The 16,406-nt window shown below is 60.6% G+C and carries 2 protein-coding genes; one reads left to right on the top strand and one right to left on the bottom strand.

The genetic code is table 11. The features are described from left to right. Positions 1-21 precede the first annotated feature (21 nt). Positions 22-14,997: a hypothetical protein gene (locus IP81_RS21595; RefSeq protein WP_369800790.1), complete on the top strand. Its 14,976-nt coding sequence runs from the start codon at positions 22-24 to the stop codon at positions 14,995-14,997. A 25-nt stretch (positions 14,998-15,022) separates the two neighbouring features. Here the strand turns inward: IP81_RS21595 and IP81_RS19070 are convergent, their stop codons facing one another. Then, entirely contained in the window at positions 15,023-16,252 is a 1,230-nt protein-coding gene (locus IP81_RS19070; RefSeq protein WP_054109591.1) for a glycosyltransferase, read from the bottom strand. Between the last annotated feature and the right edge of the window lie 154 nt (positions 16,253-16,406).

The raw sequence follows: 16,406 nt of genomic DNA, 5'->3' as shown, positions 1-16,406 counted from the left end.
GGCGACGCACAGGGCGATACCCTGAGCGCCATCGAACACATCACCGGCAGCGACTTTGCCGACACCCTCCAAGGCGCAAACATCGCAGAGCGGTTCGAGGGCGGGCTGGGTGATGACCGGCTTTCGGGCGCGGCGGGCGAGGACACGTTGCTGGGCGGGCTTGGCAACGATACGCTGATCGGCGGGGCCGATGCCGATGTGCTGGATGGCGGCGCGGGCATCGATACGGCGGATTATTCGGCAAGTGCTGCGGCTGTCCAGATCATCCTTGATGGATCGGCGGCTTCGGGCGGAGATGCGCAAGGCGATGTGCTGACCACGATCGAGCACGTGATCGGTTCAGCCTTTGACGACGTGATTACCGGCAATTCGGGTGCCGAATTGTTTGAAGGCGGCGCGGGCAACGACCAACTGCTGGGCAGTGGCGGTGCCGATACGCTGATGGGCGGCGTAGGCGATGATACGCTGACCGGCGGCGCGGGCGCAGACATGCTTGACGGCGGCACCGGGTTCAACGCGGCGGATTATTCCGCTTCGGGCACGGCGGTTGATGTCAATCTGCAGACCGGCGCGGGCCTTGGCGGGGATGCCGAGGGCGATACGCTGTTGAACATCCAGCGGGTGATCGGTTCGGCCAACAACGATGTGCTGCTGGGTTCGACCGGCGATGACCGGCTTGAGGGTGGCGCGGGCGATGATACGCTGCTGGGCGCTGCGGGCAATGATGCGCTGCTGGGCGGCGGTGGCGACGATTCCATCGTGGGTAGCGCGGGTGCTGATACGATTGATGGTGGCAGCGGCGTTGATACGGCGTCCTATGCGGCATCGGGCAGCGGGGTTACCGCCTACCTTGATGGCCGCACCGGGATTGGCGGCGATGCGCAGGGCGATGTTCTGACAAGCGTCGAACATCTGATCGGCAGCGCCTTTGCCGATATGTTGGTAGGTGCAGCCGGAAGCGACACGCTGGAAGGCGGGCTTGGTGACGATACGCTGGTAGGGTCTGCCGGAGCCGACCTGCTGGATGGTGGCAGCGGTTTCGATATGGCCGATTATTCCGGGTCGAGCGGGGCTGTTACGGTTTACACCGATGGGTCGATTTCGCTGGGCGGCACTGCAGCGGGCGATATTCTTGACAGCATCGAGCGCGTGGTCGGTTCTGACTTTGGCGATCTGCTCAATGGATCTGCGTTTAACGAGCAGCTTGAGGGCGGGCTTGGCAACGATACGCTGTTGGGCGGCGAAGGGGCTGATACCCTGCAAGGCGGGGCTGGCAACGATTTGCTGGTTGGCGGCGTCGGGGCCGATGTGCTGGATGGCGGCGCGGGCACCGATACGGCCAACTATGCGACCAGCAGCGCGGGCGTGAATGTTGGCGTCGATGGTGGCGCAAATACTGGCGGTGATGCTGAAGGCGATGTGCTTTCTAACATCGAACAGATCACCGGTTCTGCGTTTGACGATACCTTGCGCGGCGGCACTGTTGCCGAAGTTTTGAGCGGCGGCGATGGCAATGACTTGCTGCGCGGCAGTGTTGGCGCGGACACCTTGATCGGTGGCAGCGGCGCCGACACGGTTGATTACGGCAATAGCGCCATAGGCGTACGCGCCGGGCTAGACAACTCCACCGGCGTTGGTGGCGATGCCGATGGCGATCAGATCAGCGGCGTTGAGCGGTTGGTGGGGTCGGCGTTTGGCGATACGCTGCTGGGCGGTACGGGCGATGATACGCTTGAGGGTGCGGCAGGTGCTGATAGCCTGCGCGGCGGCTTGGGCAATGACACACTGTTGGGCGGCACCGGCGACGATACGCTGGTAGGCGGCTCAGGCGCAGATGCGCTGGATGGCGGCGATGGCACGGATACAGCGGATTATTCAGCGTCGGTTGTGGCGGTTCAGGTCAATCTCAACGGGTTGGCAAGCTCGGGTGGCGATGCCGATGGCGATGTACTGACAAGCGTTGAGCGCGTAATCGGTTCTGCGTTCGCAGATGTGCTGCGTTCGGGCACGGCCAATGACACGATGCTTGGCGCTGCGGGCGATGACACGATCATTGCAGGCATCGGAGTGAACGCCATTGATGGCGGCACGGGGCTTGATACGGTTGATTATTCCGGGGCCACGGGTGGCATTGAAATTGCGCTTGATGGCACGGCGGGTAGCGGCGCGGAGGCTGCGGGCGATACACTGGTTTCGGTCGAGCGTCTGTTGGGGTCGGGCTTTGCCGATACCTTGCGCGGCAGTGCGAATGATGATGAAATCCTTGGCGGAGGCGGCAATGACCGTGCTGAGGGCGGAGCGGGCAATGATACGCTGAGCGGCGGTGCGGGCGATGATACTCTGCTGGGCGGTGCCGGTGCGGATATCCTTTCGGGCGGATCAGGCTTTGATACGGCGGATTATGCAGCCTCTGCCAGCGCGGTAACGGTGTTCCTTGACGGGACCAGCGGCAGCCGTGGCGATGCGGCGGGCGATGTGCTGAACAGTGTGGAACGCCTGATCGGCTCGGCCTTTGATGACCGGCTCTCGGGTGCCAATGCTTCGGAAGAAATCGAGGGCGGGGCGGGCGATGACTCCATCACCGGTGCCGGTGGCGATGATCTTCTGGATGGCGGTGATGGCAATGATACGCTGATTGGCGGCAGTGGGGCAGATACGCTTTCAGGTGGCGCCGGGGTGGACATTGCGGACTATTCGACGTCACTTTCGGGCATCGAGGTGTTCACTGATGGCGTGACGCAGAGCACGGGCGGCGATGCGCAGGGCGATCTGTTGGTGGGCATCGAACATCTGATCGGTTCGAGCCAGGCTGACGTGTTCAACGGCTCTGACGGGGCTGACCGGGTCGAGGCAGGCGGGGGTGATGACACCATCCGTTCGAGTCTTGGCGCAGACACGCTGGCGGGTGGTGCCGGGACCGACATGGTGGACTATGCCGCCAGTGCTGCGGGTGTTGCGGTGTACCTTGATGGTACGGTGGGCACAGGCGGCCATGCGGGGGGTGATATCCTTTCAGGCATTGAAGTGGTTACCGGTTCGGCCTTTGCCGATACGCTGACGGGCGCTGCCGGGGCTGAGACGTTGAGTGGTGGCGCGGGTGATGACGTGTTGTCGGGCGCGGGCGGGGCAGATGCGCTGTCAGGCGGTACTGGCAATGATACGCTGATCGGTGGTGCCGGGGCAGATGTGCTGGACGGCGGCGATGGTATTGATACGGCGGACTATGCTTCTGCCAATGCCGGCATTTCCGTGCGGATGGATGGTCTTGCCGGGACAATCGGCGATGCCGCCGGTGATGTACTGGTCGATATCGAGCGGATAAGGGCTTCGGGCTTTGACGATACCGTGGTGGGCAGCAGTGGGGGCGATACCATTGATGGCGGTGCGGGGAATGACCTGCTTTCGGGCCTTGCCGGTAATGATGTGGTCAATGGAGATGAAGGTGACGATACACTGATTGGCGGGGCCGGGGCAGATACGCTTACCGGCGGCGCTGGTGTTGATATCGTGGACTATTTCATCAGCCCATCGGGCGTTATCGTCTATCTTGACGGGCGCGCAGGCGTGGGTGGTGATGCTGCGGGCGATGTGATTTCGGGTGTCGAAGGGGTCAGAGGATCGGTCTTTGCCGATACGCTTGTGGGTTCGACAAGCGATGATCTGCTGATCGGCGAAGACGGCGCCGACGTCCTCGTGGGCGGCGCAGGCGCAGATACATTGCTGGGCGGCAACGGCCAAGACACGGCGGATTACGCGCTGACCAGTGCTGCTATCAATGTGAATCTGGCGCTGGGCACGGGGCTTGGCGGTGATGCACAGGGCGATGTGCTGGACAGCATCGAGCGCGTTATCGGCGGTGACTTTGACGATACGCTGACCGGTTCGGCTTTGGCAGACCGTCTTGATGGCGGGGCCGGAGCTGATCTGCTGATGGGCGCTGCGGGTGTTGATACGCTGAATGGTGGCGCGGGCGCTGATACGATCATCGGTGGCACAGGCGCAGATGCCATTGATGGCGGTGCCGATATCGACACGGTGGATTATTCGGGCAGCAGCGCTGCGGTTTCGGTTTACCTTGATGGTGCGACTGATGGTGCGGGCGGCGAAGCTTCGGGCGACGTTATCACGAATGTCGAGCGGGTGATCGGATCGAGCTTCTCGGATCTGATCGTCGGAGCCGGGGCGGATGAAACGCTTCTGGGCGGCGTTGGTAATGATACCCTAGTTGGCGGCGCAGGCGCTGATGCGCTGGACGGTGGCACAGGCATTGATGCGGCATCTTATGCCAATGCGACCAGCGCAGTGTCTGTCAGCCTTGCCACGGGCCTTGGTTCGGGTGGGGATGCTGCGGGCGACGTCTTGACCGATATCGAGCAATTGATCGGTTCCGATTATAACGACACGCTGGCCGGTGGCGCCGGAGCCAGCACGCTGATGGGCGGGCAGGGCGATGACCTTTTCATTGCGGGCGCTGGAGCAGACAGCCTTGTAGGCGGCGGCGGCCTTGATACGGTTACTTATGCAGCAGCCGCTGGGGCGGTAAACATCAGCCTTGATGGTTCGGCAGGCATTGGCAACATTGCCTCGGGCGACCGGTTGAGCGGGATCACGGCGCTGGTCGGGTCTGATTTTGCTGATACGCTGACAGGTTCGTTTACAGATGATGCGCTGACGGGCGGAGCAGGGGCGGATAGCCTTTCCGGGGCGGCAGGCAACGATACGATTTCGGGCGAGTTGGGCGACGATACGCTGCGGGGCGGCGGCGGGGCCGATGTGCTGGATGGTGGCGCGGGCTTTGATACGGTTACCTATTCTGATTCCGCGCTGGGCATTGCGATCAACCTTGGCACCGGGGTGGCATCTGGCGGCGATGCGCAGGGTGATACGTTCATCGGCATTGAGCAATTCGTTGGCTCGATTGGTGCAGACGCGCTGATCGCGGGCACGGCTGTTGCCAACTTTGACGGATTTGACGGCGATGACACGCTGATCGGCAGTACGGGTGATGATACGCTTGTTGGCGGAAGCGGCGATGACCGGCTGACCGGCGGGATGGGCGCTGACATTCTGGTTGGCGGGATCGGCTTTGATACCGCCGATTACTCTGCGAGCGCTTCTGCCATTACGATCCGCACTGCGGGCGTTTCAACCGGTGGCGATGCCCATGGCGATACGATGTCGGGCGTGGAACGCATTGTGGGTTCGGCCCATAGCGACGTGTTTGAAGGCAGCGCCGCCGACGAGACTTTCGAAGGTGGGCAGGGCAACGACACTTTCATTTCCAATGGCGGTGCCGACATTTTTGACGGTGGCCAAGGCCTTGATGTCGTTGATTATTCGCTGAGCACGACCAGTGGCATGAACATCTATCTGGATGGCAGCTTTGGCACGGGCGGCGATGCGGCAGGCGACCGGCTGTTCAACATCGAACGGGTGATCGGATCGGCCCAGTCTGACCGGATCACCGCGCATGACAGCGGGGCCAACATCATCGCCGGGACCGGCAATGACACGCTGTTTGGCGGTGCGGGCAACGATACGCTGGATGGCGGCGCGGGCGACGATACCTTTACCACCGGTCTGGGCGCAGATGCGATTGAAGGCGGCATCGGCTTTGACATTGTGGATTACCGCAATTCGAACGCTGCGGTTGCCTTGTCCAACGATGGCACGGCAGGAACCGGCGGCTGGGCGCAAGGCGATGCGCTTTCGGGTATCGAACAGATCGAAGGTTCTGCGCTTTACAATGATACGCTGCGCGGCGGGCAGAACGCGTTGCTGGCGACCACGCTGAACGGGTGGGGCGGCAATGATACCTTCGTATCGTTTGCCGCAGCGGACATCATCGATGGCGGCAGCGGGCTTGATACGGTTGATTACAGCGCTTCGGCGGTTGGGGTCAGCGTCCGGCTTGATGGCAGCGCCAGCTCGGGTGGTGATGCGCAAGGCGACGTTATCATCAACGTGGAAAACGTGATCGGTTCGAGCAATGCCGACGTTTTGCGCGGAAGCGGGATCAACGAAACGCTGTCCGGTGGTGCGGGCAATGATACCTTGATCGGCGGCGGCGGCGCGGACCTGCTGGATGGCGGCACCGGATTCGACACGGTCGACTATTCAGGATCGGGCGGGGTTGTTGTGTACATGGACGGTACGCCCGGCACGGCGGGCGAGGCTGCGGGCGATGTGCTGGTCAATGTTGAACAGCTAATCGGTTCTGTGCTGGCTGACATCATTTACGGCTCGGTCAACGGCGATGTTATTCTGGCAGGCGGGGGCGACGATTTGGTTGCGCCGGGTGCCGGAGCGGACACTGTGGATGGCGGTGCCGGATATGATGTGATCGATTACACCTCGGCCTCGGCGGGCCTTACCCTCAATGTGCTGAATCCGGGGCTTTCAACCGGCGATGCAGCAGGCGATGTGCTGACCGGGTTTGAAGTTTACGATCTTTCGGCGTTCGATGACCGCTTTTTCGGCACAGACGGGGCAGATCGCGTGCGCGGTTATGCCGGGAATGATTTGCTGGACGGCGGCGCTGGCAACGATTCCATAGAAGGCGGTTCTGGCGATGATACGCTGGTAGGCGGCGCAGGGGCGGATTCGTTGGATGGCGGCGCTGGCATAGACACGGCTGATTATTCCGGCAGCACTGCCGGGGTTACGGTGGCGCTGGACAATACCGTGGCAAGCGCAGGCGGCGATGCGGCAGGTGATTTGTTCATCGGCAATGCGATTGAAAACCTGACGGGTTCGGCGTTTGCCGATTATCTGGGCGGGTCTGGTGCCAACAATGTCATCACAGGCGGTGCAGGCAACGATACAATTGCGGGCGGCGCGGGCGCAGATACTCTGATCGGTGGCGATGGCATTGATACCGTTTCCTATCACAATGCCCTTGCCGGTGTGGCTGCGAGCCTGTTTACCGGACTTGGTACGGTCGGGGATGCGGCAGGCGATAGCTTCTCGTTTATCGAGAACATGGCGGGATCGAACTTCAACGATACGCTGACCGGCGATGCGCTTGATAACGCGATCTACGGGTCCAACGGTGCCGATGTGCTGGCAGGTGGCGCAGGCAACGACCAGTTGTTTGGCGAGGCCGGCAATGACACGCTGGAAGGCGGCTTGGGCGCTGACACGCTTGATGGCGGCGCGGATAACAACACTGTCACTTACGCTTCTGCCACTGTTGGTGTGGCGGCAAGCCTTACGACAAACACAGGCACCGCAGGCGAGGCGACCGGTGATGTATTCGTGAGCATCGGTAATCTTGTCGGTTCGAACTTCAACGATACGCTGACAGGTGGTGCCGGACAGAACAGCCTGAGCGGCCTTGACGGCAATGATGTGATCGATGGCGGTGCTGGCAATGACGGCATCAGCGGTGGCAATGGCAACGATACAATTCTCGGCGGTGCCGGATCGGATGCGATGGATGGTGGTGCCGGGTTCGATTATGTCGATTATGCGGCAAGCGCGGGCGGTGTTCAGGTAAACTTGTCAACCTCGACAGGCGTCGGATCAGACGCGCAAGGTGATACCTACGTCAGCATCGAAGGTATCATCGGTACGGCCACAAACGATACCTTGGTGGGTGATGACAATGCCAACAACCTTACGGGCGGCACTGGCTCTGATATCCTGATCGGAAACGCTGGCAATGACACGCTGCTGGGTGGTGATGGCAATGACATGATAAGCGGCGGTGCTGGTGCCGATGTGCTGGACGGCGGTGCTGGCATCAATACACTGATGTTTGGTATCGATCCGATCAACCCTTGGTTGAGCACTTCGTCCGCTGGCGTTACTATCGTGCTTGATGGCGTGACTGCTGGCATTGGCGGGGACGCGCAAGGCGATACTTTCGCCAATTTTACCGACATCTGGATGACCGGTTTTGCCGATAGCGTGACCGGTATTGGCGCGAATGAAACCTTCTGGGGCAGCGCCGGGGCAGATACGATTGATGGTGGTGCGGGCATTGATGCTGTGCGCTACCTTTACGCCGGGACTACCGGGGTAAGCATCGGTCTTGACGGGGTTGCCGGCACGTTGGGCAATGCCACCGGTGACCGGTTGTTCAACATCGAGCAGCTTTATGGATCGAATTTTGACGATACGCTGTGGGGCGGAACGGGCAACGATTACATCTTTGGCGATGCCGGAAACGATCTGTTCTTTGGCGATGCAGGTTCCGATACGATTGACGGCGGGATCGGCCTGAACCACCTGTCGTTTGGTACATCCGGACTTGCGGTTACGATCAATCTGGCCATGGGCACTGGCACGGGTGGTTTGGCGCAGGGCGATGTTTACGCCAACATCCAGAATGTGACCGGTTCAACAGCGGCAGATACTTTGATCGGCGATGCCAATGGAAACTCCCTGAATGGCGGTAATGGCAACGATACGTTGCAAGGCGGTTTGGGTAGCGATTTCCTGACTGGCGGCAGTGGCGTTGATTATGCTGATTATTCAGACTCTGCGGTGGGCGTTACGGTTACATTGAATGGGGGCGGATCTGGCGGCACGGCCGAAGGCGATGTGTTGAACAGCATCGAAGGCCTGATCGGTTCAAATTTTGACGACAGCCTTAACGGTACCGGTAACAACGACACTCTACTGGGCGGTCTGGGCGATGATATCTTGCGCGGGCGGGGCGGGGCGGATTCACTCGATGGCGGCGCGGGGATTGATACCGCCACGTATTCGACCGCTACGGCTGCGGTAACCGTTTATCTTGACGGCAGAACGGGTGTTGGCAGCGAAGCGCAGGGCGATGTGCTGACCGGGATCGAGGTTGTGATCGGTTCCGGCTTTGATGACGTGTTGACTGGCGCTGGCGCAAACGAAACGCTGTCGGGTGGCAATGGCAATGACACGCTGCTGGGGGGCGTGGGCGCTGACTCGCTGGAAGGTGGGGCGGGCACCGACATCGCATCGTATAGCACAGCGGGCGGGGCGATTAACGCAAGCTTTGCCAGTGGTGTTCTGGTTATCACGGGCAGCGATGCCAATGGTGATGCTTTCGCCTCTATCGAGGGCGTGATTGCCACCGATTTCAACGACGTGATGACCGGCGGTGCAAACGCCGAGTTCTTTGACGGCGGTATTGGCAATGACACGATTGCGGGCAGCCTGGGCGCTGATACCCTCATCGGCGGTGCAGGCTCTGATACGCTGACATATCTGGCATCTTCCAGCGGCGTGACCGTGCAGAACAACCTTGCTCTTGTTGGGGCCATTGTCAGCAATGGCGGCGATGCGGCCAGCGATATCGTTGTCGGGTTTGAAACCGTGATCGGTTCGAACTTTGACGATGCTATCTTTGACCTGACCGGTGGCGCGGCGCAATTGACCGGCAATGACGGAAACGATTTCCTGAGCGGCGGTGTGGGCATCGACACGCTGGATGGCGGCAGCGGTGATGATACGCTGGATGGCGGATCAGGCGCGGATGCGCTGATCGGCGGGGCGGGCATCGATACGGCAAGCTATGCCAGCGCCACCGGTGGTATGGCAGCTAACCTTGCGAACACCGCATCCAATAGCGGAGATGCGACCGGTGATACCTATAGCGGCATCGAGAACATCACGGGTTCGGCATTTAACGATACGCTGTCTGGCGATGGCAATGCGAACGTGCTGGATGGCGGTTCTGGCAACGATACGCTGCTGGGCGGAGCTGGCGCAGATACACTGATTGGCGGCGCGGGCAGCGATACGGTTTCTTATGCATCGGCTGGCGCAGGTCTGGTGGCGAGCTTGGCTGATACGGCATTGAATACCGGCGATGCCCAGGATGATGTCTATACTGCGATCGAAAATCTGACCGGATCAGGTTTTAACGACACGCTTTACGGCGATGGCAATGGCAACGCGATTGATGGCGGCGTGGGCAATGATACGCTGATCGGCGGTGCCGGAGCCGATACGCTGACGGGCGGTTCGGGCACGGATACGGCTGATTATTCGGCTTCGGCCAGTGCGGTCACGGCGTACCTGACCGGCGCGGCGGGCACGGGCGGTGAGGCGGCGGGCGACACCCTGTTTGGCATCGAGAACTTGATCGGCTCGGCTGGCAGCGATACGCTGGTCGGTGATGGCAATGCCAATGCGCTGAGCGGCGGGGAGGGCGATGACACGCTGATCGGCGGTCTTGGCGCTGATACGCTGGCGGGTGGCAATGGCTTTGATACGGTGACTTATGCAGCCTCCACTTTGGCGGTGACCGCGTACCTTGATGGTACAGCAGGGACCGGCGGGGATGCTGCGGGCGATGTGATTTCGGGCGTTGAAGCGCTGATCGGTTCGAACAACAACGATGCGCTGTTCGGCGATGGCGGTGGCAACACGCTTGTTGGTGGTGATGGTAATGACACGTTGGTGGGCGGCGCTGGCGCTGATACGCTGACGGGCGGTGTGGGCAGCGATACGGTGTCCTATGCCAACGCGCTGAGTGGTTTGACGGCCAGCCTTGCCAACACGGCGCTGAACACCGGCGATGCGCTGGGCGATGTCTACAACACGGTTGAGAACCTGACGGGTTCGGGCCTGAATGATACGCTATATGGCGATGGCGCGGCCAATGCGATTGATGGCGGCGGTGGCAATGATACGCTGGTCGGCGGGCTCGGCGCTGATACGCTGACGGGTGGCGCAGGCACCGATACGGCGGATTATTCGGCTTCGGGTAGCGCCGTGACGGCGTACCTGACGGGCACGGCTGGTCTTGGCGGAGACGCGGCAGGCGACGTGCTTTCGGGTGTTGAGAACCTGATCGGTACAGCGCATGCCGATACCTTGGTGGGCGATGGCAATGCCAACGCGCTGACCGGCGGTGACGGCGATGATACGCTGACGGGCGGCGCGGGCGCAGATACGCTAAACGGCGGCAATGGCACCGATACGGCCAGCTATGCCAATGCTTTGGCCGGTGTGACAGCCAGCCTTGCCAACGCAGGTGCGAATACAGGTGATGCCGGTGGCGATGTCTATAGCAGCATCGAAAACCTGTTGGGCTCGGCCAACAACGATACGCTGATCGGCGATGGCAATGGTAACGCGATTGATGGCGGCAATGGCAATGACACGCTGATTGGCGGCGCAGGTGCCGATACGCTGACGGGCGGCGCGGGCAGCGATACCGTGTCTTATAGCAATGCGGCCAGCGGCTTGACCGCAAGCTTAGCCAACACCGCGCTGAATACGGGCGATGCGTTGGGCGATGTTTACGCTACAGTTGAGAACCTGACCGGTTCTGCCTTTGCTGACACACTTTACGGCGATGGCAACGCCAACGCGCTTGATGGCGGCGATGGCAACGATACGCTGATTGGCGGGCTTGGTGCCGACACACTGACGGGTGGCAATGGCATTGATACGGCAGACTATTCGGCTTCGGGCAGTGCGGTTACGGCGTACCTCAATGGTACGGCTGGCACCGGCGGCGATGCGGCAGGCGATACGCTGTCAGGCATCGAGAGCCTGATCGGTTCGGCTGGTAGCGATACACTGTTTGGCGATGGCAATGCCAACACGCTTGTTGGTGGTGATGGCAATGACACGTTGGTGGGCGGCGCTGGCGCGGATACACTGACTGGCGGCATCGGTAGCGATACGGCCAGCTATACCAATGCGCTGGTTGGCGTGACGGCCAGCCTTGCCAACGCGGGCCTGAACACCGGCGATGCAGTGGGCGATGTGTATAACAGTATCGAAAATCTGGCAGGTTCGAACAACAACGATACACTGATCGGCGATGGCGGTGCGAACGCGATCGACGGCAGCGCCGGTAATGATACGCTGATCGGCGGAGCAGGCGCAGACACCCTTACAGGTGGCACCGGCAGCGATACGGCAAGCTATGCCAATGCGGCGGCGGGAGTGATTGCCAGCCTTGCCAATGCTGGCCTGAACACCGGTGATGCCGCTGGTGATGTATACTTTGCGATTGAAAACCTGACCGGATCTGCAAATGCCGATACACTTTACGGCGATGCCACAGCCAATGCGATTGATGGGGGTGATGGCAATGACACGCTGATCGGTGGCGCGGGGGCAGATACGCTTACAGGCGGAAACGGGACCGATACTGCTGATTATTCAGCTTCGAGCAGCGCGATCACGGCGTATCTCAATGGTACAGCAGGGCTTGGCGGCGATGCGGCAGGCGATACGCTTTCGGGCATCGAAAACCTGATCGGCTCGGCCCAGGCCGATACGCTTTTTGGCGATGGCAATGCCAACGTGATCAATGGCGGTGATGGCAACGACACGCTGGTTGGCGGGCTGGGCGCTGATACGCTGATCGGTGGTAACGGGACAGATCTGGCTGATTATTCAACTTCGGGCAGTGCAGTCACAGCCTATCTGAACGGTATGGCTGGTAGCGGCGGTGATGCAGCTGATGACGTGCTTTCGGGTATAGAAAATCTGACGGGCTCGGCACATGCTGACACGCTTTACGGCGATGGCAATGCCAATGCGATTGATGGCGGCGTTGGCAATGATACGCTGGTTGGCGGGCTGGGAGCCGATACGCTGAGCGGAGGTTCGGGGACGGACACGGCGGACTATTCAGCTTCGGCCAGCGCGGTAACGGCGTACCTTACCGGCACGGCGGGCACCGGCGGCGATGCGGCAGGTGACGTGCTTTCGGGTATTGAAAACCTGATTGGCTCGGCTGGCAGCGATACGCTCGTGGGCGATGGCAACGCCAATGCGCTGAGCGGAGGGGACGGCGATGATACGCTGATCGGCGGCCTTGGCGCTGATACGCTGTCAGGCGGCGCTGGTGCCGATACGGTGACATATGCCGCCTCTACTCTGGCGGTGATGGCATACCTTGATGGCACGGCGGGCACCGGCGGCGATGCTGCGGGCGATGTGATATCGGGCGTTGAAACATTGGTCGGTTCGAACAACAACGATGCGTTGTTCGGCAACGGGGCTGCCAACACGCTTGTTGGTGGCGATGGCAACGATACGTTGGTTGGCGGCGCTGGCGCCGATACGCTGATAGGTGGTGTGGGCACTGATACGGTGTCTTACAGCAACGCTGCTGCCGGCTTGACGGCCAGCCTTGCCAACACGGCGCTCAACACCGGCGATGCGCAGGGCGACGTTTACGCCACGGTTGAGAACCTGACAGGTTCGGCCTTTGCTGACACGCTGTATGGCGATGGCAATGCCAACGCGATCGATGGCGGCGATGGCGCTGATACGCTGGTGGGCGGTGCAGGTGCCGATACGCTGACGGGTGGTGTGGGCACTGATACGGTAGACTATTCGGCCTCGGCCAGCGCGGTAACGGCATACCTTACGGGCACGGCGGGCACAGGCGGCGATGCGGCGGGTGATGTGCTTTCGGGCGTCGAAATCCTGATCGGTTCGGCCGAGTCCGATACGCTATTTGGCGATGGCAATGCCAACACGCTGGATGGCGGCGCGGGTAATGACTCGCTGGTTGGCGGCGCAGGTGCCGACTTGCTGACAGGTGGTGAGGGCAATGACACGCTGATCGGCGGGGATGGGAGCGACACGCTTACCGGCGGCAATGGCGTCGATACGGTGACCTATGCAGCGTCGCTGGCTGCCGTCACGGCCTATCTTGATGGCGCAGCAGGCACCGGAGGCGATGCTGCGGGCGATGTTATATCGGGTGTGGAAATCCTGATCGGTTCCAACAACAACGACACGCTGGTTGGCAATGCCAGTGACAATACGCTCGACGGTGGAGCAGGCAATGACACGCTGATTGGCGGGGCAGGGGCCGATACGCTGACGGGCGGTGCCAATACCGACACGGCAAGTTATGCCAATGCCACGACCGGCCTGACGGCCAGCCTTGCCAATACCGCGCTGAACACCGGCGATGCGCTGGGCGACGTCTATTTCGCCATCGAGAACCTGACCGGTTCGGCACATGCTGACACGCTTTACGGTGATGGCAATGCGAACGTGATCGACGGTGGCGATGGCAATGATACGCTGGTTGGCGGCCTTGGTGCAGATACGCTTGTTGGCGGCAATGGCTTTGATCTGGCAGACTATACTGCATCGGGCAGTGCGGTTACCGCATACCTTAATGGCACGGCTGGCACCGGTGGCGATGCGGAAGGCGATACGCTATCGGGCATCGAGAGCCTGATGGGTTCGGCGTTTGCCGATGCGCTTTACGGCGATGGCGCAGCCAATGCCCTGAACGGTGGCGATGGTGATGATACGCTTTTTGGCGGCGCTGGCGGCGATACACTGATGGGCGGGGCTGGTATCGATACGGTAGACTATTCTGCATCGAGCAGCGCCGTTAACGCTTACCTTAATGGCACAGCCAATACGGGTGGCGATGCAGCAGGTGATACGCTTACAAGCATCGAAAACCTGATCGGTTCGGCGCACGGAGACCTGCTTTACGGCAATGACAATGCCAACGTGCTAAGCGGCGGTGATGGCAATGACACGCTGATCGGCGGATTGGGTGCAGACGTGCTGAACGGGGGCAATGGCATCGATACCGCCGATTATTCCGCATCGACTGGCGCGGTTACCTTGAGCCTTGCCGCATCGGGCAGCGGGACAGCGGGGGATGCTTCGGGCGATACGCTCAATGGCATAGAAAATGTTATCGGCTCGGCTGGCAATGACAGTTTCACGCTGGCGCTTGGCATGGGCTGGTCCATCAATGGCGGGGCGGGCACGGACACGGTTGCTCTGGCGGAAAACAGCGGGTCCATCGGGAACAGTGATCTGTTGGGCGGCCTATTGCAAAACGTCGATGTGCTTGATTTCACCTCGACAGGAACAGCCGCAACAATCGCCTTTGACGCAAACTTCATCCAGACGCTGGTGGGCCAGGGCAACGGTTCGCATCTGACCGTCTATCAGGATGGAAACGAGAGCCTGTCATTTGGCGGCGGTGTGGAAGAGAGCCTGGGCCATTACGTCTATTACGACGGTGGAAACGAGGTTGCCCGGTTGACGGTGATCTGATGGTAAAGTTCAACTTCGTGTGAGATCAGCCTTCCAGGACTTTGTGAACAAATGCCATTTGTTGCTTCAGGCAATCGGCAAGGTTGTATTGCGTGACTGCGGTATGCCGTGCTGCAGTCCTCAGTTTCCGGCTGAGGGCAGGATCGTCGAGAATTCGGGAAACGCTGGCGACCAAGGCATTGCTATCGAAAAACGGAAACAGCAGGCCGTTTTGTTCATGAGAAAGGACTTCGCTGACCGGAGCTGTATCTGAAGCCACAATGGCACATCCTGCGGACATGGCTTCAAGGCAGCTCCAAGATAGCACGAAGGGGTAAGTCAGATATAAGTGTGCGCCCGAAATCTGGAGCAATGAGAGATAATCGGCATAGGCAAGCTTGCCCACAAAGTGCAGGCGTGTTGCATATTGGCCCAAATCAAGGCCGCCCATCAGCGCGCTGCGCCAGCTTGTGTGTCCGCCGCGAGGAGGCGGGCTATAGCTACGCTCATCGCCACCAACCACAACGATCTGCGCATTGGGCCGTGCGGCGAGCAGTTTGGGCAGTGCTTCGACAAAAACGTGGAAGCCGCGATGCGGTTCAAGATTGCGGGCCACATAGGTGATGACCTCATCCTTGGCGGTAAGCACTTGGCCGTCTGCGAGGACGAAGCTGGCATCGGCGCGAGGGGCGGCGCGGTCGGTGTCGATGCCGTCAAAAATGACGGAGGTCTTGTCCTGCAAGAACTGCGGATGGCGGCTTTTTTGCCAGTGGGTGGGGCTGATCATCGCATCTGCCGCCTCATGGCTGAGCAGCAAGTTGGCGTTCATGATCCGGGCGTTGGAAACCCCCTGCAAGGTGCGCGGAAACAGAGGGTCAAATCCGATATCGCCATCGTAGGGCCGATAGTAATATTCGGCATATGTCACGATTTTGGCATCGGGCCATGCATCGCGCAGGAATAGCGCCTCGCCCCAGCCGGGATGCGCGATGATGAGGTCGGGGACGATGTTCTTGGCCGTCATCTCTACCGCGGCTTTGGCTACGGCTGTTCCGAAATGCACCGATGTTGCAATCGATCTGACCAGTGGCTCGGCCGGAGGCGGCGGTGCCTCTTTGAATGGATAGCGCGCGGTGATGATGCCAGGCATCGTCACGCCTTCGCGCCGCGTCAGGAAGATCACGCGGTATGCCGGGTTCTTTGCCAGTTCAGCTGCCAGATGCCGGAATTGCCCGGGCATGTTCTGGTGCACAAAAAGGATGGTGATGGGTTGCATGGTTGCTTCGCGTTTTTCCCTGAGAGCAGAACTGGGAGTGCTATCTTATAGGACGGGTGGTGAATGGGAACCGGTGTTTAACCCGGATTGACGCAAAGCCTAGGCTCAGGACTCATTGATTGAGCCAGAAGATGACGGTTGCGGCGATGCAGAT

The sequence above is a fragment of the Novosphingobium sp. AAP83 genome (assembly GCF_001295795.1).
In the GTDB taxonomy this organism is placed as follows: Bacteria; Pseudomonadota; Alphaproteobacteria; order Sphingomonadales; family Sphingomonadaceae; genus Novosphingobium.
The sequence above is the reverse complement of the archived record's forward strand: the minus strand, read 5'-3'. Positions and strand labels throughout refer to the sequence as shown.